Here is a 25752-nt window from a genome sequence, read left to right as displayed (position 1 = left end):
GGTAAAAAAACTCTTCAGCGGCGGCTGCCGCTGAAGAGCGAACGGATTACTGGGACTGGCGCTGCGTGTTCCGGTTCGGACGAGCCGGACGAGGCTTCGCCGGCTCGAGGTTCACGCGCGTGCCGTTAATGCGTGCGTGCCGGAGGGCTTCATATACAAACGGTGCGCTGTCCTGCGGTACTTCCACAAAGGTAAATTTATCAAAAATATCAATTTTGCCGATCGACTTGCCGGGAATACCGACCGCGTTCGAAATTTCTTCAATCAGTATTTTCGGCGTCATGTTCACATTGCGGCCGACATTGATAAAGAATCTTGTCATACCGCGGGCGCCGCCGGTTTCACCGAAGCCGCTGCCTTCGTCGGATTCACTCACCGTGGAGGCAAAGTTCAGCTTCATCAGCGAGCGGACGACGTCCTTCGGATCATATTCGTTTAGAAGCTCATCTGTAATCTCATTAAAGAGGCTTAGCTCCGACTCCTCCTCCATCTGGGAAGCAATCTGGCGCTTCCACGCTTCCTGCTGCTTTTCCACCACTTCTTCGATGGTCGGCACCCGGTGCGACGGAATGTACATTTTAATTTCCGATTCGATCGAACGCAGGTGCTTCATTTCGCGCGGCGTCACAAGCGTGAGTGCTTCGCCCTTGCGGCCGGCTCTGCCTGTACGGCCGATACGGTGAACGTAGCTTTCCGGATCCTGCGGAATGTCGTAGTTGATCACGTGCGTTACATTCTGAACGTCAATGCCGCGTGCGGCAACGTCTGTGGCGACGAGAAATTCGATCGCCCCATTGCGGAATTTGTTCATAACGGCGTCGCGGTGCTGCTGGGTCAGATCCCCGTGCAGCCCGTCTGCAAGGTAGCCTCTTGCCTGCAGAATTTCCGTCAGATCCGCCACACCTTTTTTCGTGCGGCAAAAAATAATGCCGAGGTCCGGGTCGCGCGCGTCAAGAATCCGGCAGAGCGAATCCTGCTTGTTGCGCTCGAGCACCTTAAAGTACGACTGCTCGATGTTTGGCGCCGTTACTTCACTTTTGTTGATGGATACCGTCACCGGGTCCACCATGTATTTTTTCGACAGCTTGCGGATCGCCGGCGGCATCGTCGCTGAGAACAGCAGCGTCTGCCGGTCGACGTTCACCTGTTTTAAAATCGCTTCAATGTCTTCCACAAAGCCCATGTCGAGCATTTCGTCCGCTTCGTCGAGCACGACAGTATTAACTTTGTCGAGCTGCAGCGTTTTGCGGCGAAGATGGTCCTGCACCCGGCCCGGCGTACCGATAACAATCTGCACGCCCTGCTTGAGCGCTTTAATCTGATGGCCGATCGACTGGCCGCCGTAAATTGGCAGCGAACGGATGTTTAAATGCTTGGAGAGCTTCTGGATTTCCGACGATACCTGAATGGCCAGCTCGCGGGTCGGAGTAATGATAATTGACTGCACGTGCGGCTCCTCGGTCACTTTATTTAAAATCGGAATGCCAAACGCTGCCGTTTTACCGGTACCGGTCTGCGCCTGTCCGATCAGATCCTTCTGCTCGAGGGCATCGGGAATCGCTTTTTCCTGCACCGGGGATGGCTCTTCAAAGCCCATCTCACGTACAGCCTGCTTAATTTCGTCCTTCATTTGAAAATCATTGAATGTTGTCATTTTCTACCACCTTTTCTTTCCATAACAATCGGCACCCTTCATATAAAGCCATAAAGCGGACACGATCCCTGGTGCCGGCGATGTGAATTTGTTTTGAGATCGTTCCCTGCGGTCCGGAAATTCCTATCCAGACGAGTCCGGGCTCCTTCCCTTCGTCACGGTCCGGCCCGGCGACACCGGTAAATGAAATACCGACGTCGGTGTTGAATTTTTCCTTCACTTTTTCAGCCATTGCTTCTGCGCAGGCTGCGCTCACGGCGCCCTCCTCGTCGAGCAGCGGCCGGTCAATGCCGAGAATGTGCTGCTTGGCCGCTTTGGAATACGTCGTGACCGAGCCCTGAAATACGCTCGAGGCGCCTGGGATATCCACGATGGATTTCGCAAACCAGCCGCCGGTCAGGCTTTCTGCCGAAGCGATCGTCTGGGAGCGCTCTTTCAGTACATCCACGGTATGGTTAAAGACCGAATCGTCATCATAGCCGTAAAAATGCTCCCCGACACGGCCAAGCACCTGCTTCTCCACGCCGTCAATCATCTGCACGGCTTCGCTTTCCGTCGCGGCAGCAGCCGTCAGCCGGAGCGTAACTTCGCCGTCGCCGGCCAGAGGGGCGATCGTCGGATTCGTCTGGGCTTCGATCAAATCCTGCAGCTCCTCCTCGAGCGAGGATTCCCCGATGCCGTAAAAACGGAGCACCCGGGACGAAACGAGCCTGCCGCTACCGGCAAGCGCCGCCACGTAAGGCTCAACGTCATACTTGTACATGGATTTCATTTCCCGGGGCGGCCCGGGGATTAAAACGTAATGCGTGCCGTTTTCTTCGACCGCCATCCCGCAGGCCATTCCGTTCTGGTTAAAAAACACTGTGCTGTTCTCCGCGTAGTGTGCCTGGCGCATATTGGACGCAGGCATCTCCCGGCCCGTACGGTCGTAATAGTCCCTGATCTTTTGCGCTGATGCTTCGTGCACGAGCAGCTTCCGGCCGGTAAAGCCGGCCACCACGTCTTTTGTAATGTCGTCCTGCGTCGGTCCGAGACCACCCGTCAGGATGACGATATCCGCCCGTTCGGAGGCTTCCCCGATGGCTTCATGCATCCGGGCTTCATTGTCCCCGACCACCGTATGGCGGAAAACATTCACCCCGAGGGAAGCTAATTCCTTCGATAAATACTGGCCGTTCGTGTTGGCAATCTGGCCCAACAGAAGCTCTGTTCCTACTGCAATAATTTCAGCGTTCATTACACGTTCCTCCGATACAGCTTACATCGTCTTCATAATCACGGCGCGGTTTTTCCAGAAATAATCAACGCCGGATATGATGGTTAAAATAACAGCAATCCACATGAGGACGTCACCCGCCGGGAAGCCGACATAGGAAAATGGAAAGTGATGAAGCAAGAGCACCACGATAGCAACCATTTGGAATGTGGTTTTCCATTTTCCGAGTCCGCTTGCTGCGATAACGTTTCCTTCCCCGGCAGCCACCAGCCGGACGCCGGTAACTGCAAATTCGCGGCTTAAAATAATAATGGCCATCCAGGACGCAAGCATGGAAATGTCAATCAACACAAGCAGTGCCGCCGTAACGAGCAGCTTGTCCGCGAGAGGGTCCAGAAATTTGCCAAACGAGGTCACCAGGCTGTACTTTCTTGCAATATAGCCGTCGAGCCAGTCGGAGCCAGCCGCGATCGCAAAGATGACCGCGCCGATGAAGTGATGCACCGGCAGATCGGCATTCCCTACCGGCCAGGTACCAAACGGAAAAGGCACCAGAACGGCGATCACAAATAACGGAATCATCAACACACGGGCAATTGTAATTTTATTAGGTAAGTTCATGGGCGTCCTCCTACTTGCAAATCGTGCTGTTCCGTCCACATTCCAGTCTTTCATATTGTATCACATATCTTTTTTTCTCATGGAACAAAACGCACAATTTGTTTATGGCAAAGCAAAGCCTTCGTTCTGAACATTTCAGAAGCGAAGGCCGGATTTATTCTTCTGGCACTGCCGTAAACGTAATAACCTGGTGGGTGCCATCTGAAGGATAGGAAAAGTCCCGGCCGTTGACAGTCAGCTCCATGTTGTTCGTGTTGCCGACATTGACGGTGATTTCTTCTGCCTCGTACGTTTCTTCAAGCTCATCTCCCTCGGCCTGCTCTGCAAACATATCGAGCATCTCGCCGTCTGCATCCGTTATATCCACATAGGAGTTGCCGCTGAAGCTCATTGTAAGCTCAAACGCTTCCGCCCCGATCACGTCATACGACGAATTGTCTCCGTCCGAGGAGGTCTCCTCCAGCTGCACATCGGTGTCCTGGCTTTCCTCTTCTTCAGCATTTTCGTCTTCTCCCCCGCCGGAGCCCCCGTTGTTTTCCGGAGTGCTTTCTGCACTCTCCTCTGCAGCTCCGCTGTCTTCTTCCGGAGACCCGGACTCAAACTGGACGCCGGTCCCTTCGCTGCTCTGCTGCTGGGTCTCTGTATCGCTGCTTACATTCTGGAATAGCACCCAGATCCCTGCCCCGATGATAAGAAGAAAAATAAGCGCAAAAATAGAGGGCAGGAAGGATGTTTTTTTCTGTTTCTGCTGCGGCCGCTTCTGCTGGCTTCTGCTTCGCGTCTGCTGTCTTGACGCCCGCGACGGCATCTCTGTCGGCTGCTGCTTTGGCGCCGGGAGTTCATGGCCATACTGCTGGAAAACCTCCTCGGCGTTCAGGCCGAGCGCTTCGGCGTAGCTGCGGATGAACGCCCGGGCATAAAAAGCCCCCGGCAGCGCCCCGTAATCACCGGTTTCAATCGCCTGCAAATACCTTCGCTGGATTTTCGTGCGCTGCTGCATCAGCTCGAGGCTTGCTCCCTGGCGCTCGCGTTCACCGCGAAGGTACGGTCCTAACTCTGCCATAACGGCTCACCTGCCTCTTTCACGTTAACTAATATCAAACGACGAAAAGCCGGAATCCACTGTATCGTACGAGATCACCTGGCTTTCATCATTTCTGAGCTCAATCATGCAGTCAAAATCATCCGCCGTATACGACGTTTCGCGGATGAATATATCCGGATGCTCCACGACTTTGACTGCGGGCAGCCGCATGATTTCCTCCACCAGGTCGCGATGTTTCCGTGCCGCACGCATCGTGGTGACAATCCCGTCGATAATAAACACATGGCTGTTTGTTCGTTCGTCGTCGCCGAGCTGGGTGCGCATCGTCTGGCGCAGAAGCGTCGACGACACAAACGTCCAGCGTTTATTGGCACATACGCTCGCAGCCACCAACGATTCGGTCTTTCCAACCCGTGGCATCCCCCGGATACCGACAAGATAATGACGATCCTTTTTGAACAGCTCGGCCATAAAATCGACGAGGAGCCCGAGATCCGGACGAACGAAACGGAACGTTTTCCGGTCATCGGCATCGCGCTCAATGTAGCGCCCGTGCCTGACAGCGAGCCGTTCGCGGAGCCCCGGCTGTTTGACCTTCCGCACGGAAATGATCTGAATCGTATCAAGGATGGCGCGAAGCCGCTGGATGCGGTCAAAGCTGTCGCAGCGCAGAAGCAGCCCCCGGCGGTTGCCCTCCACCCCGTTGATGGTCACGATATTGATTGCAAGCATACCGAGCAGCGAAGAAATATCCCCGAGCAGGCCGGGGCGGTTTTGATGAATTTCGTATTCCACGTACCATTCGTTGCCAGCCATCAGACGTCCCCCTTCTTTGTCTCTACTGCTTTTATTGTACGTCATTTTTTCCCATTTGAACAGCAGACGACGGGGGTTTCAGGACGGAAATAAACCGTCCACGCGGAGCACTTCCCCGTGCACATAAGCGGCATCCTTCGAGCATAAAAACGCGACCGCGCCGGCCACTTCATCCGGCGTACCGATCCGCCCAAGCGATACACGCCCGGCGACGTCCTGCTGTTCTTCCTCCGTTAAATGGCCGAGCATCGGAGAGGCGACCGCCCCCGGTGCCACGGCATTTACGCGCACCCCGGACGGGCCGGTTTCTTTGGCGAGCGACCGGGTGAAGGATTCAATCATGCCCTTCGCCGCTGCATAGGTGGATTCCATTGCTGCCCCTTCCCGGGCCCAGACGGAGCTTACGAAAACGATTGTCCCGCGCCTGGCGGTGAGCATTTCCGGAAGAAGAGCACGGCTGACAGCCATCGCGCTCATCGCATTTGTCTGAATAATGGCATTTCGGTGCGCGTAGGTGGTTTCCTGAAACAGTATGTATTCCTCCATGCCTGCAGCATGAATATAAGTATCAATATTTTTCGGCAGCCGGGCCATAAATGCCTCCTGGCCTGCCTCAGTGGCAAGATCCCCGTAGACTGCTTCTGCCTGCTGCCCGTTCTGGCGGCAGCGCTCCGCTGTCTGTTCTGCGCGTTCACTTCCCCTGCAATAATGAAGCAGAAGCGGGCGGCCGGAGGCAGCGAGCCGTTCGGCTGCTGCTCCTCCAATCGCTCCGCTTGCTCCGGTAACGAGCGTCCAGTCAGGCATCTGCTTCAGCCTTCTGGTCGATAATGGATGTCGTTCGGTTGTCGATGCGGAATTCGCTCTCCAGCAGGTTGGAAATATCCTCAAACGTCACCTGCTGCATGATCTCCACCGCGTCCATAACCGAAGCGCCGTGAAACGCGTAGCGTGTGCCTTCGGTGGCGAGAAACTCGGTGGAATTCAGCTGCTTGACGAGCTGGCCGAGCAGCTTTTTGCGCATCCGTTCAAAGCGGCGTTCGTCCATTCCGTCGGTCTGCGCGTGCTCGATAATGTCCAGAATCCGGGCTTCGGTTTCTTCCGGCTTCGGCGTGTTGCCGCCAAACGCCGCGAGTGAAAACGAACGCTCAATCATCGCCTCGCTTGAAAAGCTGTCATCGATCAGCCCTTCAGAGTACAGCGTTTCATACGCCTCTGAGCCTTCCCCGAACAGCGTTTCAAGCAGCAGCTCGAGCCGGGCTTCCTGATACAGCAGGTTGTCCGTTTCGCTGTGAAGCGACAGCTTGTAGCCGAGAAGCACCTTCGGCAGGCGGATGCTCATCTTTTCGACCGCCTTGGAATGAAGCGCCGTCGCCGGCTCATCCACTTCAATACGCTCCACGTGATCCATCGGTGTAAATTCCTTCTGCGCCTGGTTGCTTCGCACGAGTTCAAAAATCTCCTGCGGCTCCACCGCGCCGGCCACGTATAAAATCATGTTCGCCGGATGGTAAAACGTATGATAGCACGTATACAGGTCATCCTTTGTAATCCGGCTGATGGACTCGGCCGTGCCGGCAATATCAATCCGGGCCGGATGGCGGTGATACAGATTGCCGAGCAGCTGGAAAAACAGGCGCCAGTCGGCATCATCGTCATACATGCTGATTTCCTGGCCGATAATGCCCTTTTCTTTTTCCACGCTCTCCTCGGTGAAATACGGATGCTGCACAAAGTCGAGCAGCGTATGCAGATTCACCGCGGTATCATCGGTGCTTGAAAACAAATACGCCGTACGCGTGAAGGACGTGAACGCATTGGCCGAAGCGCCCTGTTTGCCGAACGTGTCGAATACGTCGCCTTTTTCGTCTTCAAACATTTTATGCTCCAGAAAATGAGCGATGCCGTCCGGCACCTGCACGCTCTGCTTCTGCCCGATCGGCACGAAGGCGTTGTCGATGGAGCCGTAGTCGGTCGTAAAGGTGGCAAACGTTTTACTGAATCCCTGCTTCGGAAGCACGTACACCCGGAGGCCGTTTGGCATGACCTCCGAGTAGACGGTTTCCTGCAGCTGATCATACTGTTGTTTCTGCATCTTCATCTTCCTTTCCGTGTAGGAAAAATACGGTATCAAGTACGATTGAATTCGCGCATGCAAGCACGTCCTCTGCGCTCACCTGCTCAATTTCTTCAATCCATGTTTCAATCGGACGGACGCGGCCCGCCATTTTACCCTGAAAATGAAGGGCAGCCAGCCCGCCCGGGGCGTCGGTGGTCTCGCGGATCTGGTTGATAAGCATACCCTTTGTCTGGGCCAGGAGTTCCTCAGAGACGGGCTCCTGCTGCAGCGCCTGCAGCTGTTCACCGATCACTTCTTTCACCTGCTCGTACTGCTCCTTTTCAATGCCGGTCATCACCATGACCAGTCCCTTCTGGCTTTCGTAGCGGGAAGCAGCGTAATAGGCGAGGCTCCGTTTTTCACGCACCTCCTGAAACAGCTTCGAGTGCGGAAAGCCGCCGAACAGGCCGTTCGTTACCTGCATCGCGGCAAACTGCGGATCGTCCTGGGTAATCGTCGTCCGGTAGCCGAGCTGCAGCTTGCCCTGGTGAATGTCATCCGACTCTTCCACGTAGCGCACACGCGGCGGACGTTCTGCGCCGTCTTCGACCGGCGGCAGGCTGCTTCGTTCCGGAAACGGGCCTGTGACTGCCTCAACGTCGTACGACTCCACGTCGCCGACCACGTAGACGTCAATCGCGTCTTCCGCGAGAAACTGCTCGTATACGTCGTAGAGCTTCTGTTCATCGAGTGCCTCCATCCGATGGGCATCGCCGAGCGGATGCACCGAATACGCTTCTGCGCTGCACATTTCCTGTACGAGACGCATGTTGGCGTAGCGGTCCTTTTCATCATAAATCGTATTGATTTTCTGCAGCAGCGTCCGTTTTTCCTCCTCGACAATTTTCGGGTTGAACGCGCGGTTCTCTGCGAGCGGTGCATGCACCATCTCCGCTAAAAATGCGGTCGCTTCGGCAAACAGGTCCTCCTGCGCCGGAAGATACTGTTCGTTGACAAATTCCATGCGAAAGCTCATCACATGGTAATTGCCGCGTTTGCCGACGTCCACGCTGAACGTGGCGCCGTACAGGTCATCGAGCTTTTCTTTTATATGGGACTGCGACGGGTAGCGCAGACTCCCTTTTTTCAGCACTCTGGACAGCAGCGCCCGGCCCGCTGCGGTATGTTCGGACAGCGGGGCGCGGCACTGCATAATGACAGCCGTTGTTTTAAACTGCTTCGTTTGAAATAAATGTACCGGAATATTCGTGTTCGTCGTCACTGGCTGCATCAAAATCCTCCTCAACTATGGTGCGTATCTTCCTTTTCTTCGGCAGGTTCGCCGCTTCCGCCGCGGGTATCGCCGAGCACTTCACGCGGCTTGCTGCCGCCGTACGGCCCGACAATGCCGCGGTCTTCCATTTCATCAATCAGGCGGGCTGCCCGCGTGTAGCCGATGCGGAACCGGCGCTGCAGCATCGATACCGATGCACTCTGCATCTGCAGAATCATATCCACCGCTTCGTCAAACAGCTCGTCGCTCGGCCGTTCGGCCTGCGCCGGCTGCTCGTCGGGAATCATTTCCTCCTGGTACTTAGCTTTCTGCTGGGCAACAACAGCCTCTACCACCTGTTCCACTTCATGGTCGGACACAAACGCCCCCTGCACCCGGGTCGATTTGTTGGAGCCGATCGGGGAAAACAGCATATCGCCTTTGCCGACCAGCTTTTCCGCTCCGCCGCTGTCAAGAATCGTCCGGGAGTCCGTCTGGCTCGATACCCCGAACGCAATCCGCGACGGAATGTTCGCTTTGATAACCCCGGTAATGACGTCCACGGACGGACGCTGGGTCGCGATAATCATATGAATGCCGGCAGCACGTGCCATCTGGGCGAGACGCGTAATCGCATCCTCCACCTCACTCGAGGCCACCATCATCAGGTCGGCAAGTTCGTCGACAATAACGACAATGTACGGAAGCTCGGGCTGCTTGGCCCCGCCTTTATCGTTCTGCTTCCGGATCCATTCGTTGTAGCCTTCAAGGTTTCTCGTACCGGTGTGCGAAAACAGATCGTAGCGGCGTTCCATTTCGGCCACTACTTTTTTCAGCGCCTGGGCTGCCTTCTTCGGTTCAGTAACGACCGGAGCCATCAGATGGGGGATACCATTATACACGTTCAGCTCCACCATTTTTGGGTCAATCATCAACAGCTTCACTTCATGCGGACGCGCGCGCATCAGGATACTCGTAATGATGCCGTTGATGCAGACACTTTTTCCGCTTCCCGTCGCCCCGGCGACAAGCAGGTGCGGCATTTTATGCAGGGAGGCAAGAATCGGTTCGCCGGAAATGTCCCGGCCGAGCGCGACATCAAGCACATGGTCGTCCTTTTTCTCAAGCGACTCGAGCACCTCCCGGAGCGTCACCATCGCCACCTCCTGGTTCGGTACTTCAATGCCGACGGCGGATTTGCCCGGAATCGGCGCTTCAATCCGGATGTCCCGTGCCGCGAGCGCGAGCGCGATATCATCGGAGAGGTTCACAATCTTGCTGACCTTCACCCCAACGGCCGGCTGGATTTCGTATTTGGTTACCGCAGGCCCTAAATGCACCTCCGAGACGTTCGCCTTCACTCCAAAGCTCTGCAGGGTTTCCTCGAGCTTTTTAGCGTTAGCTGAAATCTGCGAACGCTCCTGCTGCTGGTTCTGATTTTTCGGTGCTGAGAGCATCGTAAGAGCCGGCAGCTGATAATTTTTGTTCTCCGTTTCCCCCTCGGTGACGCTCAGCATATCCGAGCGGTCCACGTCGGGTCCGGCTTCGGCCGGAGCCTCGACTGCCTCCGGCGCCGGCGCTTCTTTTTTTCGCGCGGGCTCCTCGGGCTTCGGTGCCTCTTTGGCCGCCGGCGGCTCCTGGTACGCCTGTTCGGTAAACGAGAAGATTTTCGGCTTTTCTGCGCCTTCCTTCGGCTTTTCCACAGGTGCTTCAGGCGTCTCCTTCTGCTTCGGCGCAGCCTGGGCCGGTGTTTCTTTTTCCCGGGCTTCTTTTTGCTTTTTTCGTTCCGCCCGGCGCTGTTTTCCTTTTTCGACCGCCTGAGCCGCTCCCTGTCTGGAGGTACGGGCCACCCATGCCCCGCCTGTCTGCATTGTATGTTGGAAAGACCACTGCATAAGTAAAAAAAGTCCTGCGATCATGAGAAGCACGGACACAATATAAGCTCCGGCTGTCCCGATCAGAAAATGAACAGCATCGTAGATAAGAGCCCCGATCGTGCCGCCTCCGATAGAGGCTGCTCCGGAGCGGTCGAGCCAGCCGTCACGGCCGAACGTTTCCATAAAAACAGAAATCGCCGGCTCATTGAGACCCGAAGCCCAGCGAACCTCCGTAAAGAGAAGCACCCCAAGGAAAAGAAGGGCGCCGCCTGTCCACCGCACCGGAAATTGCTTCACGATGTTCCGGTTGATCATCCAGACCGTGGAAAAAGCTAGTATAAACAGGTTCAATATCCACCAGAGGTCTCCAGTGAGCCACTGGGAACCGGAGCGCAGCAGCTGGCCGGCCCACCCCCAGCCGCCGAGCGATATGAGGGCGAGCAGTGCTGCCGCAAGCGCCGGCCATGAAAACGCCGGCTGCCTGCTTCTGTTCGACGAGGTTCGTTTTTTCTTCCGCTTCGCCGTTTTTGCCATGGTTTGGCTCCTTTCTCCCCGAAAAAACTCTATTCAATAAAACACCCCCTGCCCGCCAAACTGGCTAATGCAGGGGTGTGTCATGGCAAGCTTTTCGCGTGCTTTTAAATTTCCATAATAATCGGCAGAATCATCGGGCGCCGTTTGGTTTTTTCAAACAGAAAACGGCTCATGGAATCCCGGATGCTGCTTTTGAGCGTCGACCATTCGCTTACATTTTCGCTGATCGATTTTTCCAGCGTTTCGGATACTTTTTTATGCGCTTTTTCCATCAGCTCTTCGGATTCGCGCACGTAAACGAAGCCGCGGGAAATAATATCAGGACCGCTTACGATGGTGCCGGATTTTTTGCTGAGTGTCACGACGACGACGAGAATGCCGTCTTCGGACAGCAGGCGGCGGTCGCGGAGGACAATGTTGCCCACATCGCCGATGCCGAGGCCGTCAATTAAGACGTTGCCGGCCGGTACTTTGCCGGTTTTTACGGCTTTGCCTTTGCTGAATTCCACGACCTCCCCTTTATCAAGCAGAAAGACGTTGTTTGGATCCATGCCAGTTTCTTCCGCAAGTTCCCCGTGCACAAACTGCATCCGGTACTCGCCGTGCACTGGAATAAAGTACTGCGGCTTCACCAGGTTCAGCATCATTTTGAGCTCTTCCTGACGGGCGTGGCCGGAGGAGTGCACGTTTTCGCCCATAACGACCTCTGCGCCGATCTGGTAAAGAAAATCGATCGTCTGCGACACCGTTTTTTCGTTCCCGGCTACCGGGTTGGCGGCGATAATAACCATGTCGCCTTCTTCAATGGTTAAATTATCATCCTCGCCCTTCGCCATATTCATCAGTGCAGAGACCGGTTCGCCCTGACTGCCCGTGCATAAAATAGCTACTTTTTTCGGGTCCATGTCCTCGACCTGGTCGGTCGTGATGAAAATGTCGTCTTCGGCATCGAGATAGCCGAGCCGGCGCGAAATTTCAATCGTTTTTTCCATTGCCTGGCCGTTAACGGCAATCCTGCGGCCGCTTTCCTCCGCTGCCTGGATCACCTGCTGAATGCGGTGGATGTTCGTCGCAAAGGTTGTAATGACGATACGTCCTTCGGTTTCTAAAAAGATATCCATGATCCCGTTTCCGGCAATCGCTTCAGACGGACTCACACCCGGCACTTCCGCGTTAATGCTGTCGGAAAGCAGACAGAGAACGCCCTTTTTGCCGATCTCGGTCAATTTATCAAGGCTCGTGTACTGCCCGTCCACCGGCGTCTGGTCAAATTTGAAATCACCGGTATGGACAATAACACCTTCCGGCGTCTGCACGACCATGCCGACCGAATCCGGGATGCTGTGGTTCGTCCGGAAAAAGCTTGTCTTCAGCTGTCCGGTCTGGATCACACTGTTGTCGTGCACCACACGGAAATCCGGTTTCTTCCGGAGACCTTTTTCTTTCACGTATGACTCCACGATGCCGAGCGTAAGCTTGGTGCCGTAGATTGGCACGTGCACCTGGCGGAGAATGTAGGTCAGAGCTCCGATATGGTCTTCGTGTCCGTGGGTTAAAAAGATGCCGCGGAGTTTTTCCTTGTTCTGTGTTAAGTATGAAATATCCGGAATGACGATATCAATTCCGAGCATGTCATCTTCTGGAAACATTAGTCCTGCGTCTATGACAATCATGTCCTGTTCTGATTCTATAACGTACATATTTTTTCCGATTTCCCCGATACCGCCAAGGGAAAAAACACGAACGTTACCATTCGCTTGTGTGGCCAAAGTATATTTCCTCCTAAATTAAAAATGAATTATTGCTGACGTCGATTTACGGCCCCAAAAAGAAACATTTTTCCCTTTGAGTGAATGGTTTCCGCACAAATCACTTATACTCAGTATAACCCAGGCGGTTTTTGAAATACAAGAGAAACTATTGCGCTCAGGCATTTTGAGCAGCCTGGCACCGGCGATTTCTCCAGCATTTTTTATGTATATAAAACAAGACACCGGCAGCGGGGCTGGCGGTGTCCTGATAGAAATAACCGTTAGGAAGCGGCAGTGAACCACTGTTCAAGCTGGCGGATTTCGGCATCCGTCAGCGGCACGAGCGGCAGACGGGTGTAGCGGCCGGTAATGCCCATCTGTTCAAGCATAGCCTTTACCGGAGACGGGTTCGGGGCCATAAAGCAGGCCCGCATCTTCGGAAGGAGCGTCCGGTGCGCTTCCGCTGCCCGCTGCACGTTCCCGGAAAAGAAATCCGTCATCATCTGCTGCAGATCCTCCCCGGCAATGTGCGCCGCTACAGATACCACGCCGTCGCCGCCAACCGAAAGCGTCGGGAGCGTCAGCGAATCATCGCCGCTGAACAGCTGGAACTCCTTCGGCGCGGAAGACAGAAAGTGCGAAATCTGATCAAGGTTCCCGCACGCCTCTTTCACTGACGTAATGTTGGAAATCTCCGCAAGCCGGAGCAGCGTTTCCGGCAGCAGATTAACGATGCAGCGCCCCGGAATATTATATATCATCAAGGGCAGCGTCGTAGCTGCGGCAATCCGCTGAAAGTGCTGATACATGCCTTCCTGGTTCGGTTTGTTGTAATACGGGGTCACTGCCATCAGGCCGTCAATGCCGATCTTGGTTGCCTCGTTCGCCAGGTCGGCGGAGTACGCCGTATTGTTCGTACCGACGCCGCCGATCACATCCATCCGGCTGCCGGCAATGTCTTTCACCCGTCGGAACAGCTGCAGCTTCTCTTCACTGCTGAGCGTCGGGGATTCTCCGGTGGTGCCGGCTACAACGACACCGTCGCTTTTTGTCGCAATCAAATGCTCCGTCAGCTGTTCGACTTGCTCCCAGTGAATGTCGCCATTTTCATGAAAAGGTGTAACCATTGCTGTAAGTAACTGTCCAAAAGCCATAGGTCGGCTCCTTTCTCTCATCTGCAGGGAATTGGTGCGGATCGTGATGAGCCTCTGCAGCTTACTAGGAAACAGATGGGGGACGTACACCGGCACGTCCAAGATCAAATACGCGGTGAAGGGCGGACACAGCTTTATCTGTATCCTGCTCCCGCACCAGCGCCCAGATGGTCGTATGCGAATCCGCCGACTGTAAAATCGGTACGCCGGCTTCTGACAGCGCGGTGACAATTTTGGAAGCAACACCCGGCACTCCAGTCATACCGGCTCCGACAACGCTGACTTTAGCGCAGTGAGGCACCGCTGAAATGCTCCAGCCGTCCTCTTCAAGAGCATCAACCGCTATTTTTGCATGCGGGTCGGGGACGGTGAACACGGCGCTTTCGAGCCCTATATTAATAAAATCCACGCTCAAACCGAGACTCTCCATCCGCTGAAACACGCGGGCATGCATATCTTCTGCCTGTGCCGGATCCGCCGCAACACTGATCTGGGTGAGCGACGGAATGTGGGCGATCCCGGTGATCAGGCGCTCAGCCACCTCCCGGCCCGGGGCGCTGCCGAGCATGGAGGTGATCAGCGTACCCGGCTCCTTGGTCGACGTCGACCGGATACGGATCGGGACTTTCCCCTGCATCGCAATCTCAACTGCACGTGGGTGAATAACCTTTGCACCCTGATACGCCATGTTGCAGATTTCCTGATAGGTGACGGTGGAAAGCAGCCTCGCGTCCTCCACGACCCGCGGGTCCGCCGTCATCATGCCTTCAACGTCGGTAAAAATGTCCACCCATTCGGCCTTTAAGGCTGTGCCGAGCGCAGTCGCTGACGTATCACTGCCGCCGCGTCCAAGCGTCGTAACCATCCCGTCCTCGCTGACACCCTGAAAGCCGGTAACAACAACAGCGTCGTGGGTGGCAAGCAGCTGCTCCACTTTTTCTGTGCGCATATCAATGATTTTGGCGTTGCCGTGATTGCTGTCGGTAATAAACCCGGCCTGCGCCCCGTTTAGTGCAGCGGCCTTCAGCTGCTTTGAGCGCAGAAGCTCCGTAAACACAACGGCGGATATGGTTTCACCGCACGATACCAGCAGGTCGCGTTCGGCTCCGCTTTCTCCCGGCGCGCTTTCATCAATCAGGCTGAGAAGGGTGTCGGTGGCGTAAGGATCCCCGCTCCGGCCCATGGCAGAAACGACCACCACCACCTTATAGCCTTCACGCACCGCGTCTTCGATATGGCCGGCGGCCTGCTCGCGCAGCTCCTTCGTTTTTACAGACGTACCGCCAAATTTTTGAACGATTATATTCATCGGTCCGGCTCCCTCACAGGTTATTTGATTAAATTAAGGCGAATCAGGCTTTCGGCAATCTGTACCGAGTTATAAGCGGCGCCTTTCAAGAGATTATCCGATACGACCCAGAAATGATACGCGTTTTCACGGTCAAGGTCACGCCGGATACGGCCGACAAATACATCCGGCAGGCCAACGCTGTTAACAGCCATTGGATACACCTGATTGGCCGGATCATCCTGAAGGGTAATGCCTTCGCCTTCGGACAGTGTCTGCTGCAGCTCTTTAACATCCGGGTTGCCGGTTTCTGTTTCAATATATACCGACTCTGAGTGGCCTGTAGCGACTGGAAGGCGTACACACGTTGCTGCTACCGGGAGATCGTCCATATGAAGGATCTTTTTCGTTTCATTGATCATTTTCATCTCTTCAAACGTATAGCCGTTTTCCTGGAATTTGTCGATCTGCGGGATCGCATTGAAAGCGATCTGGTAGTGCTTTTTGTCCCCGCTGACAGGCATAAGGTTTGCTTCTGCTTCTTCACCGTTCAGTACTGCTGTCGACTGGGTGTTCATTTCATCGACCGCGTCAAGCCCTGCACCGGATACAGCCTGATACGTGGAGACAATCACTTTTTTCAGTCCGTATTTCTGACGGATCGGCTCAAGCGCCACCGCCATCTGGATTGTCGAGCAGTTTGGATTGGCGATTATACCATTATGGCTGTGCAGGTCTTCTTCATTCACTTCCGGCACAACAAGCGGCGTATCCGGGTCCATCCGGTAGGCACTCGTGTTGTCGACGACAATCGCACCCCGTTTAACTGCTTCCGGAGCCAGCGCCTTGGATATGGATCCGCCGGCGGAAAACAGGGCTATCTGAACGCCTTCAAACGATTCCGGGGTTGCTTCCTCAATCGTATATTCCTTACCCTTGAACGTCATTTTTTTACCGGCGGAGCGACTCGAGGATAAAAGCTTCAGGTCTCCGACAGGGAAATTTTTATTTTCTAAAGTTTTCAGCATCTGCTGGCCAACGGCGCCGGTTGCGCCTACGACCGCTACAGTATATGTTTCGTTAGACATATTCATTCTCCCTTTCTGGTTCATCCATTTCACATTTATTAAAACAAACTTTGCTTTATTTTACCACACTTGTCAGCACTGAAAAGGGCAATTATGGCTTATTCTTCGATGCTCTCACTGAAATTGGAGCTGTTTTTCTTCAATAGCTCCGGCACATGGCCATTTGGCTGGATAAGCGAAGCGCTCGGCGGCGTCCGCATCATCGCAATCCCCTGCTTTTCAACGTGTTCGAGCTGTACACTGCTGAGCCTGTCCAGGGTCTCATCGATTCCGGGGTGCCGGCCAAACAGCATTTCGTTTCTTGCGTTCCGGGCCATGCGGGCCGCTGACGACTCCAGCCCCAGCACAAAAGCCGATTTCAGCTGCGACCGGTGGTTTTCAATTTCCGCTTCTTTAATATTTCCAGCGGATAAACGTTCAAACAGCCCATCAACTGTTTCGAGCAGCTCCTCCACCCGTTCCGGCGCTGCTGCACTGTAAATCGTATGAAAGCCAGTACGTTCAAAGGCTTCAAACGAAGAAAAGATGGAATATGCCAGACCCCGGTCCTCCCGGACTTCCTGGAACAGGCGGCTGCTCATTGAGCCACCGAGCAGGTTATTCCAGAGCACCTCTGCAAAATAATGCTCATGAAAGCGGGAAACGCCGGGAAAGCCCAGACACAGGTGGGCCTGTTCGGTCTCCCTGTTTCTCACTTCTCTTCCCGGAACAAACACGGCTGTTTCCTCCCGGTTTTCCGCCCGGCGGCCGTGTCCCCAGCCGTCAAATAAACGCTCAAGGCAGGCAAGGAGCTCCCCGCTCACATTACCGGCAGCCGAAATAACAAGGCGCTCCGGCGTATAATGGTCATGGAAAAAATCAAGCAGGCGCTCCCGGGTTATCTCACGGAGCACCGGCCGTGTGCCGAGGATCGGGCGGGCCAGCGGATGGCTGCCGTAGGAAGCCTGCCAGAGCATATCGTGAATAATATCATCCGGCGTGTCCTCCACCATGCTGATTTCCTCCAAAATCACATTACGTTCTTTTTCCACGTCCTCCGGATCAAAACGGGAATGAAAAAACATATCGGCAAACACTTCGGCCGTCTGTTCCGCGTGTTCATCGAGTACAGTGGCCTGCAGGCAGGTGGTGTCCTTTGCCGTAAAAGCTTCTATTTCCCCGCCGATGCGGTCAAAGTAGCCGGCAATGTCTGCTGCACTCCGTTCAGATGTCCCTTTAAACAGCATATGTTCAATAAAATGGGCCATCCCGTTTTCCTCCGCCCGTTCCTGCCTCGATCCTGCTTCTATCCACAGCCCGAGCGAGACCGAACGTACATGCGGAATGTGCTCTGAGACCAGCCGAACTCCGTTCGGAAGATATTTCGTTTCCACCATCTGCTTGGTCCTCCTTCTTTTATTCTATCGGTATTTATAAAAAAAAGGACCTGGAAATCCAAGTCCCTTCTGATCTATTAGCGGATTACTGAGAAGGTGTGTCGGAGCTTTCTTTTGCAAGCAACGCTTTTCTCGACAGGTTAATCCGTCCCTGATTGTCTATTTCTGTTACTTTGACCATGACTTCGTCCCCGATGGAAACGACGTCTTCCACTTTGTTTACGCGCTCGTGGTTCAGCTGGGAAATGTGCACAAGGCCTTCTTTTCCTTTAAACAGCTCCACGAAGGCGCCAAACTTCTCGACGCGTTTGACCTTTCCTAAATACGTCTCGCCGGGCTCTACTTCACGAATTAAATCTTCAATGACTTTTTTCGCTTCCTCGTTTTTATCCTGCTCGGTCGAGGAAATAAAGACCGTGCCGTCCTGCTCGATATCGATTTTCACGCCGGTATCTTCAATAATCTGATTGATCGTTTTCCCGCTCGGGCCGATCACGTCACGGATTTTATCCGGTTTGATGTGCATGGACATAATTTTTGGCGCATACGGGGAAAGCTCTCCGCGCGTTTCGCTGATCGTAGCAAGCATGTTTTCGAGCACTTTCATGCGTGCGATTTTTGCCCGTTTGAGAGCAAATTCAAGCACTTCGCGGTCAATGCCCGCGAGTTTAATATCCATTTGCAGCGCCGTTACACCGTCTGCCGTCCCTGCTACTTTAAAGTCCATGTCGCCGAGGGCGTCTTCCATGCCCTGGATGTCGGTTAACACGGCCAGGTCGTCGCCTTCTTTTACAAGACCCATCGCGATGCCGGCAACCGGCGATTTGATCGGCACACCGGCGTCCATCATAGCAAGCGTGCTTGCGCAGATGCTCGCCTGGGAGGTGGAGCCGTTGGATTCAAGCACTTCGGACACCAGGCGGATCGTGTACGGGAATTCCTCCTCGGAAGGCACAACCTTTTCGAGGGCGCGTTCGCCGAGAGCGCCGTGGCCGATTTCCCGCCGGCCCGGCCCGCGGATCGGACCGGTTTCCCCGACACTGAAGTTCGGGAAGTTATAGTGGTGCAAAAACCGCTTCGATGTTTCGGTGCCGAGGCCATCGATGATCTGCACCTCTCCGAGAGCGCCAAGCGTACAGATGCTGAGCGCCTGCGTCTGGCCGCGGGTGAACAGCCCGGAGCCGTGCGTTCGCGGCAGAATGTCCACCTCGGACGTGAGCTGGCGGATGTCATCCGGGCCGCGTCCGTCCGGACGGATATGCTCTTCGGTGATCAGACGGCGGAATTCCGCTTTAACGAGTTTTTCAAAGATATCTTTTACTTCGCTGTGCTGCTCCTCATCTTCATACGGCTCGGAGATCTGTGTTTTCAGCTCCTGGATGGCCACATCGCGTTCTTTTTTGTCGTTAATCATGACCGCTTCTTTCACGGAGTCCTGGAACTGGCTGCGGATCGTTTCTTCGAGATCTTTGTCCGTCTGTTTCAGCTGTACTTCCATTTTCTCCTGGCCGAGCTCGCTGATGATGCCTTCCTGGAACTCCACCAGGCGCTTGATTTCTTCGTGGCCGAACATAATGCCTTCAAGCATTGTTTCCTCCGGCACTTCGTCTGCTCCGGCTTCCACCATGTTGATGGCATCTTTCGTACCGGCAACCGTCAGTTCAATGTCGCTTCTCGCCGCTTCGGATTCCGAAGGATTGACGACAAATTCGCCGTCGACCCGTCCGATAACAGCACCTGAAACCGGGCCGTAAAACGGAATGTCCGACAGGGAGAGGGCAAGTGACGAACCGACCATAGCCGCAATCTCCGGGGAAGCGGACTGGTCCACGCTCATCACCATGTTGATGACCTGCACGTCGTTACGGAAGCCGTCCGGGAAAAGCGGGCGGATCGGCCGGTCAATCAGACGGCTCGTTAAAACCGCTGTTTCGCTTGGCCGTCCTTCGCGTTTAATAAAGCCGCCGGGAATTTTCCCTGCCGCGTACAGCCGCTCTTCGTAATTTACCGTCAGCGGGAAGAACGGAAGATCCTTCGGTTCCTTTGAAGCCGTAACGGTGGAAAGCACCACGGTGTCTCCGTAGCGGATCATGACCGCTCCGTTTGCCTGTTTCGCTATGTGCCCTGTTTCGACGGTCAGCGTCTGCCCCGCCCATTCAATCGAGTAGGTTTTCTTTTCTTGTTCCAAATTTCAGGACCTCCTATACGTTTTTTCACGTATACGTCTGACTGTCCGGGTATAAATGTTCCATCCCGCCGGTACTGCCTGCTGGGAGGAAGCCCTTTCGTGCGCACAAGCTTAGCGCGGAAGCCACGCCTGCTTACGCGCTAAGCTTGTGAGATGTGCGTAAGGGATCATTTTATACCGCACAGCCGCATACGTTATGCACATGGTTGTTTTTAGGTAAGAGAAAAAGCGGGAGATACCTCCCGCTTCCCAGTCATTCTTAACGGCGCAAGCCGAGTTTATTAATGATGTCGCGGTAGCGTGTAATGTCCTGGTTACGAACGTACGTTAACAGGTTACGGCGCTTACCAACCATTTTTAAAAGCCCGCGGCGGGAATGGTGGTCCTTTTTATGCTCACGCAGGTGTTCGTTCAACGAAACGATCTGCTCCGTCAAAATAGCGATCTGCACTTCCGGGGAACCGGTGTCGCCTTCATGTGTTTTGTACTCTTCGATCAACTCTGATTTACGCTCTGGTGTTAAAGCCATTCAGTCGACCTCCTTTTGTTATTTTGTTTCAACCATTTCCTCGCAAGCCGCAGGAGGCGCGTGCAAGCCAAGAAGTGGTTTCCATACATCAACCATCTTACCTTTTGAACAGTAAAAACGCAAGGGAAAACAGGTTTTAGTCCCTGATTTCCTGCTCGAGTACCTGCTCGGCGGACTGTTTGTCTTCATGAAGCTGGGACACAAGTGCATCGAGGGAAGGGAATTTCACTTCCCCGCGCAGCCGGTCCCGCCACTCGATGCGGACCGTTTTACCGTAAATGTCTCCGCTGAACTCAAACAGATGAACTTCAATTTCCGGGGGGCCGTCCCGTTCGTCGTGAAACGTAGGCTTATAGCCGATATTGCACATCCCCCGGTACCAGCGTCCATCAATAAGCGCACGCACGGCGTACACACCGTCGTTTGGAAGCAGGTACGGCTCTTCGGACTGGATGTTGGCCGTTGGAAAGCCAATCGTCCGTCCGCGTTTCTCTCCTTCGACGACAGTGCCTTCAAATGTATACCAGCGCCCGAGCAGGCGGGCAGCTTTGACCATTTCCCCCTCTTCCACCACCCGGCGGATCCAGGTGGAGCTCACCTTTTCTCCGTCTTCGGTATGCGGCGATACGGTGGAAAACGTAAAGGCGTCCCTTGAATGATACGGGAGCGTCTCCATCGTGCCGCGGCCAAATTTCCCGTATGAAAAATCAAACCCGGCTACCGCATGCTTTACGCCGAGATCAATGATGTAGGCATCGACGAAAGCCTGGGGATCGAGAGATGCAAAATCCTGGTCAAACCGCACGATGTACAGCTCTTCCACCCCCAGTGATTCGAGGACGCGCTGTTTTTCCTTAAGCGGGGTCAAATAGAACATATCTTCTTCCGTGTGCTTCGATAGTACCACCTTCGGATGCGGATGGAAGGTCATAACAGCAAGCGGCAGTTCCCTGTCCTCTGCTGTCTGCCGGGCCTTTTCAATCACTTCTGCGTGGCCGCGGTGCACCCCGTCGAAGTAGCCCAGCGCCATCACCTTCGGTTTTGAAAGCGACGGCGTTAACGTATGTGGATGTACAAGATGATGAACTTCCATTATTTTCACCTGCCGATATTCTTTCATTCACGCTATTAAAGAAGCATTGTTTTTGGTTTGAAAATGCCGGGCTTATCCGGGTGCGCCGTATATACAGCCAGCGGCTTTCCGCTCTCTGTCTTTACTGCCATCGTCTGCTCCTGAAACCATTCTGCCGGCAGAACGCGCCCGTGACTGATCTGCTCTGCCGTTTTTTCCGACACCGTAATGGCGGGAAGGTGGGCCACGGCCCAGTCCACCGGGTACACGGCGTCTGCGAGACGTTCTTCGGCAAGGAGGGATTCGAGCTCCTCCCACGTGGAGCTGTGCTCCGGACCAAACCCGCCGGACGCCGTCCGGACAAGCTGCTGCAGGTGCGCCGGATACCCGAGCTTCTCCCCGGCGTCGACGGCCAGGGTGCGTACGTAGGTTCCTTTGCTGCAGATCACTTGCACTTTAAAGGAAAACTTTCCGTCCTGCGGAGATTCGTCCATATCAAGCAGCCGGAAATCATAAATTTGGGCCTCCCGCACGGGGCGCTCGACCTCTATGCCTTCCCGGGCATACTCATACAGCTTGCGCCCCCGGACTTTGACGGCTGAATACATGGGCGGCACCTGAGTCACCGCACCGGTCAGCGCTTCAAGCGCTGCCTCGATGCTCTGCTTTGCCGGGGCTTTTTCCACTGGAAGAACCGCCACCGTTTCCCCATCGGCGTCTTCGGTCGTCGTCGTTTCCCCGAGAGTGATGATTCCTTCATACGCTTTTGAGGCTTCGTGCAGATAGTCCACCGCCTTGGTGGCCTTCCCGACACAAAGCGGGAGCACCCCGGTCACAGAGGGATCAAGCGTGCCGGAATGACCGACTTTTTTTGTTTTCAGCAGCCGGCGTGCACGCACGACACAGTCATGGGACGTAACCCCTGCTTCTTTCCACAAAGGAATGATTCCATCAATCATAGGGCTGTTTCGCTCACTTCCATTACAGAATTCATACACATAGGAAAAGCTGCTTCAAAGTCAGCAACAGCTTTTCCAACTTTAAAACAGCTTCTTTCTTCTACTTCTCCCGCTCATTTAAATCGCGCAGCAGCGATTCAATACGGTTGCCGTATTCAATCGATTCATCAAAGGAAAAGAAAATTTCCGGCGTTTTGCGAAGCTGGATTCGTTTTCCGATTTCACTGCGGATGAATCCCCGGGCTTTTTCGAGGCCCTGAAACGCTTCCTCTTTGTCTTTTTCTTCTCCGAGAACCGTTACAAAGATCGTTGCCTGCTGCAGGTCTCCGGTCACCTCTACGTCAGTCACCGTCACAAACTGCACCCGCGGATCCTTGATTCCACGCGCAAAAATATCCGATACTTCTTTTTTAATCTGCTCTCCTACACGTTGAGCACGTATATTAGCCATCACTGTTCCTCCTATAACCATTCATAGTGTACGGAGGTTATTTCCCATTCCGTATAACTTTCAATCATATGAATGGCACGCTGCAGCTCTTTTTCCGCACCGGCCTTTTCGTTATGCACGGTGACGATCGAAAGAGCTGCCCGCTGCCAAAGCTCCTGGTAATCCGTTTCCGCCACGGAGAGATTGCGCTGCTTCAGCTTTGTTTTTACGCTTTGAAGCACCGCCCGTTTCTGCTTTAAATGACTCGCTTCATAAAGCATGCACTCTACATGGACGACGCCGATCATGTGCGTTTAACTTCCTCCATGATATACGGCTCCATAATGTCGCCTTCTTTAAGGTCGTTAAAGTTTTCAAGGGTCACACCGCACTCATAGCCGGCTGCGACTTCCTTGGCGTCGTCTTTATAACGCTTCAGGTCCTTAATGCCGCCGTCGAAAATCACGACGCCGTCGCGCACAACACGCACTTTGGAGTCCCGGGTGATTTTGCCTTCGAGCACATAGCTTCCGGCAATTGTGCCAACGCGGGAGACTTTAAACAGCTGACGCACCTCAACCTGTCCGAGCACGCGCTCTTCATAGACTGGGTCGAGCATACCCTTCATGGCTGTTTCAATTTCTTCAATCGCATTGTAGATAACCTGGTGGAGACGAAGATCCACATTTTCTGCATCCGCCGTACGCTTGGCGTTTACGTCCGGACGGACGTTAAAGCCGATAATGATCGCGTTGGAGGCCGAGGCGAGGATGACGTCTGATTCTGCAATTGCGCCGGCACCGGCGTGTACGATATTGATCTTGCAGCCTTCCACTTCTATCTTTTCAAGGGAGCCGCGAAGCGCTTCAACCGAGCCCTGGACGTCCGCTTTTACAATCACGTTGATTTCTTTCATGTCGTTTTCCTGAATCTGGCTGAACAGATCGTCAAGGTTGATCTTCGAGGTTTGGGCACGCTCGGCGTCCTTCGCCCGGCTCTTACGAGCATCGGCAATCTGGCGGGCTTTTTTCTCTTCCTCAAAGACGACAAACGGGTCGCCTGCCTGCGGCACATCATTCAGGCCGATAATTTCCACCGGCTTGGATGGTCCCGCGCTTTTCACCTGACGGCCAAGATCATCCACCATTGCCCGGATCCGCCCAAAGGCGTTACCGACGACAATCGGCTCGCCGACATGCAGTGTGCCGTTTTGAACGAGCAGAGTGGCAACCGGGCCTCGCCCTTTGTCAAGCTCTGCTTCTACGACACTGCCGCGTGCCCGTTTGTCCGGGTTCGCTTTGAAGTCTTCCACTTCAGCGACGAGCAGAATCATTTCGAGCAGTTCATCAATGCCTTCCCCGTGAATCGCAGAAAGGTTTACAAAGATCGTTTCCCCGCCGTATGCTTCCGGCACTAACTGAAATTCCATCAGCTCCTGCATGACCCGGTCCGGGTTCGCGCCTTCCTTGTCCATTTTGTTTACCGCGACAATGATTGGCACATTTGCCGCCTTGGCGTGGTTGATGGCTTCTCTTGTCTGCGGCATGACACCGTCGTCAGCTGCGACAACCAGAACCGTAATATCGGTTACTTCAGCACCGCGCGCACGCATCGTCGTAAACGCTGCGTGTCCAGGCGTATCAAGGAAGGTAATCAGCTTGTTGTTTTCTTCCACCTGATAAGCGCCGATATGCTGGGTAATGCCGCCGGCTTCCCCTGAGGTCACCTTTGTATGGCGGATGGAGTCGAGAAGCGTCGTTTTCCCGTGGTCGACGTGTCCCATAATGGTTACTACCGGCGGGCGCTCCTGCAGCTTTGCAGGGTCGTCCTGCTCGACATAGTTATCGATATCGAGTTCATCCACCACTTCCTCCTGCTCTACCGCTACGCCGTAATCGGTGGCGATCAGTTCAATGGTTTCTGCCTCGAGCGTTTCGTTGATGGTCGCCATTACGCCGAGATTCATCAATTTTTTGATGATTTCAGAGCTTTCCTTATTCAGCTTTTCTGCCAGTTCCCCGACGGAAAGACTGCCGGCAAACGTAATTTTTTCCGGTGTGGCCTGCTGCTCTTTACGGCCGCCGCCCGGGCGTTTCTGGGTGTTCTTCTTCTTGTTTGGGCCTCTGTTCCCCTGCTGGGTGTTTCTTGTTTTATTGCTTCTCACTTTACTCATAGTGACATCACTTTCCTTCCAAAGATATCGTTCCTGAATATTGTTCGTTTTTCCTCCATCTACACGTCCTTCTTAATTTATTTCTTCATCTATTAATTTTATCAGCTTTTTGGCAAAGCCGCGTTCTGTGACGGATAAAATAGTTCTCGATTCTTTTCCGATCGCCGCGCCGAGATCCGCTTTCGTTCCGGCAACCCGAAAAGGGCATGAATAAAAGGCCGTTTTATCCGTGAACTTTTTAATCGTATTGGCAGAAGCGTCCGCAGCGACGATGACCAACTGTGCCTTTTTGGTCTGCACAGTTTTAAGAACGGTGTCATCGCCGCTTTTCAGTTCTCCCGCCCTCGCGGCAAGGCCAAGAAAGGACAATGCTTTATCGTTCATGACCCGCGCCTCTGCGCTCTTCGAGGAGACGGTCGTAGTCTTCGCTTGAGACTTTCACCTTCAGATGGCGGCTCAGCGAATCCTTTGCCTTCGCCTGTAAAAACACATCATCACTGTCTGTTAAATACGCGCCCCGGCCGTTCTTTTTACCGGAACGGTCAACAAAAACGGTGTTATCCGGGTCCCGAACGACTCGCACCAGCTCTTTTTTGGGCTTTTCTTCTCCAGTAATAATGCATTTTCTCATGGGAATTTTTTTAACCATAGC

At 54.1% G+C, this 25752-nt stretch carries 23 protein-coding genes; all 23 read right to left on the bottom strand.

Annotated features, from left to right (window positions below; genetic code table 11):
- Window positions 1-46: 46 nt before the first annotated feature.
- A complete protein-coding gene (locus ACTRXH_RS02675; protein WP_474280449.1) occupies window positions 47-1654 on the bottom strand; it encodes a DEAD/DEAH box helicase in 1608 nt (535 codons plus the stop codon).
- Complete coding sequence (locus ACTRXH_RS02670; protein WP_474280447.1) at window positions 1638-2891, bottom strand: competence/damage-inducible protein A; 1254 nt, start codon at window positions 2889-2891, stop codon at window positions 1638-1640. Before ACTRXH_RS02670 ends, ACTRXH_RS02675 begins: the two co-directional genes overlap by 17 nt.
- A gap of 21 nt (window positions 2892-2912) precedes the next feature.
- Window positions 2913-3491, bottom strand: a complete 579-nt coding sequence (gene pgsA / locus ACTRXH_RS02665) for a CDP-diacylglycerol--glycerol-3-phosphate 3-phosphatidyltransferase (protein WP_474260578.1) — start codon at window positions 3489-3491, stop codon at window positions 2913-2915.
- A gap of 154 nt (window positions 3492-3645) precedes the next feature.
- Window positions 3646-4554, bottom strand: coding sequence for a RodZ domain-containing protein (locus ACTRXH_RS02660; RefSeq protein WP_474280445.1), 909 nt, complete (start codon window positions 4552-4554; stop codon window positions 3646-3648).
- Window positions 4555-4578: 24 nt separating this feature from the next.
- Entirely contained in the window at window positions 4579-5352 is a 774-nt protein-coding gene (locus ACTRXH_RS02655; protein WP_322524716.1) for a DUF3388 domain-containing protein, read from the bottom strand.
- Between the two features lie 78 nt (window positions 5353-5430).
- On the bottom strand, window positions 5431-6156 hold the full coding sequence (gene ymfI, locus ACTRXH_RS02650; protein WP_474280443.1) for an elongation factor P 5-aminopentanone reductase: 726 nt from the start codon (window positions 6154-6156) through the stop codon (window positions 5431-5433).
- Complete coding sequence (gene yfmH, locus ACTRXH_RS02645; RefSeq protein ID WP_474280441.1) at window positions 6149-7444, bottom strand: EF-P 5-aminopentanol modification-associated protein YfmH; 1296 nt, start codon at window positions 7442-7444, stop codon at window positions 6149-6151. Before yfmH ends, ymfI begins: the two co-directional genes overlap by 8 nt.
- Entirely contained in the window at window positions 7425-8699 is a 1275-nt protein-coding gene (gene yfmF, locus ACTRXH_RS02640) for an EF-P 5-aminopentanol modification-associated protein YfmF (RefSeq protein ID WP_474277414.1), read from the bottom strand. The genes yfmH and yfmF overlap by 20 nt, the downstream gene beginning before the upstream one ends.
- An 11-nt stretch (window positions 8700-8710) precedes the next feature.
- The gene (locus ACTRXH_RS02635; RefSeq protein ID WP_474280439.1) at window positions 8711-11092 is read right to left on the bottom strand and encodes a DNA translocase FtsK; all 2382 of its coding nucleotides are present in this window, start codon (window positions 11090-11092) and stop codon (window positions 8711-8713) included.
- A gap of 104 nt (window positions 11093-11196) precedes the next feature.
- Window positions 11197-12861, bottom strand: a complete 1665-nt coding sequence (locus ACTRXH_RS02630) for a ribonuclease J (protein WP_474260567.1) — start codon at window positions 12859-12861, stop codon at window positions 11197-11199.
- A gap of 263 nt (window positions 12862-13124) precedes the next feature.
- Entirely contained in the window at window positions 13125-13997 is an 873-nt protein-coding gene (dapA, locus tag ACTRXH_RS02625; RefSeq protein ID WP_474260565.1) for a 4-hydroxy-tetrahydrodipicolinate synthase, read from the bottom strand.
- Window positions 13998-14061: 64 nt separating this feature from the next.
- Entirely contained in the window at window positions 14062-15306 is a 1245-nt protein-coding gene (gene dapG / locus ACTRXH_RS02620; RefSeq protein ID WP_474260563.1) for an aspartate kinase, read from the bottom strand.
- A 20-nt stretch (window positions 15307-15326) separates the two neighbouring features.
- Window positions 15327-16373, bottom strand: a complete 1047-nt coding sequence (asd, locus tag ACTRXH_RS02615) for an aspartate-semialdehyde dehydrogenase (protein ID WP_474280437.1) — start codon at window positions 16371-16373, stop codon at window positions 15327-15329.
- A 98-nt stretch (window positions 16374-16471) separates the two neighbouring features.
- The gene (locus ACTRXH_RS02610; protein ID WP_474280435.1) at window positions 16472-17749 is read right to left on the bottom strand and encodes a M16 family metallopeptidase; all 1278 of its coding nucleotides are present in this window, start codon (window positions 17747-17749) and stop codon (window positions 16472-16474) included.
- Between the two features lie 85 nt (window positions 17750-17834).
- A complete protein-coding gene (locus ACTRXH_RS02605; protein ID WP_474260557.1) occupies window positions 17835-19937 on the bottom strand; it encodes a polyribonucleotide nucleotidyltransferase in 2103 nt (700 codons plus the stop codon).
- 259 nt (window positions 19938-20196) lie between these two features.
- Complete coding sequence (rpsO, locus tag ACTRXH_RS02600; protein ID WP_022792814.1) at window positions 20197-20466, bottom strand: 30S ribosomal protein S15; 270 nt, start codon at window positions 20464-20466, stop codon at window positions 20197-20199.
- Between the two features lie 136 nt (window positions 20467-20602).
- Entirely contained in the window at window positions 20603-21559 is a 957-nt protein-coding gene (locus ACTRXH_RS02595) for a bifunctional riboflavin kinase/FAD synthetase (RefSeq protein ID WP_474277399.1), read from the bottom strand.
- Between the two features lie 35 nt (window positions 21560-21594).
- Window positions 21595-22497 (bottom strand): tRNA pseudouridine(55) synthase TruB, encoded by a 903-nt coding sequence (truB, locus tag ACTRXH_RS02590; RefSeq protein WP_474277396.1) that lies wholly within the window; start codon window positions 22495-22497, stop codon window positions 21595-21597.
- Window positions 22498-22597: 100 nt separating this feature from the next.
- Window positions 22598-22948: a 30S ribosome-binding factor RbfA gene (gene rbfA / locus ACTRXH_RS02585; RefSeq protein ID WP_079476203.1), complete on the bottom strand. Its 351-nt coding sequence runs from the start codon at window positions 22946-22948 to the stop codon at window positions 22598-22600.
- An 11-nt stretch (window positions 22949-22959) separates the two neighbouring features.
- A complete protein-coding gene (locus ACTRXH_RS02580; RefSeq protein ID WP_022792810.1) occupies window positions 22960-23235 on the bottom strand; it encodes a DUF503 domain-containing protein in 276 nt (91 codons plus the stop codon).
- Window positions 23232-25100: a translation initiation factor IF-2 gene (gene infB / locus ACTRXH_RS02575; protein WP_474260554.1), complete on the bottom strand. Its 1869-nt coding sequence runs from the start codon at window positions 25098-25100 to the stop codon at window positions 23232-23234. The genes ACTRXH_RS02580 and infB overlap by 4 nt, the downstream gene beginning before the upstream one ends.
- A gap of 72 nt (window positions 25101-25172) precedes the next feature.
- The gene (locus ACTRXH_RS02570) at window positions 25173-25484 is read right to left on the bottom strand and encodes a L7Ae/L30e/S12e/Gadd45 family ribosomal protein (protein ID WP_322524702.1); all 312 of its coding nucleotides are present in this window, start codon (window positions 25482-25484) and stop codon (window positions 25173-25175) included.
- Window positions 25474-25749 (bottom strand): RNase P modulator RnpM, encoded by a 276-nt coding sequence (gene rnpM / locus ACTRXH_RS02565; protein WP_474277393.1) that lies wholly within the window; start codon window positions 25747-25749, stop codon window positions 25474-25476. The genes ACTRXH_RS02570 and rnpM overlap by 11 nt, the downstream gene beginning before the upstream one ends.
- Window positions 25750-25752: the final 3 nt, after the last annotated feature.

The sequence above is a fragment of the Marinococcus sp. LNHM5E3-2.1 genome (genome assembly GCF_056034365.1).
Note: the sequence above shows the minus strand (reverse complement) of the source record. Positions and strands in the feature narration are given on the sequence as shown.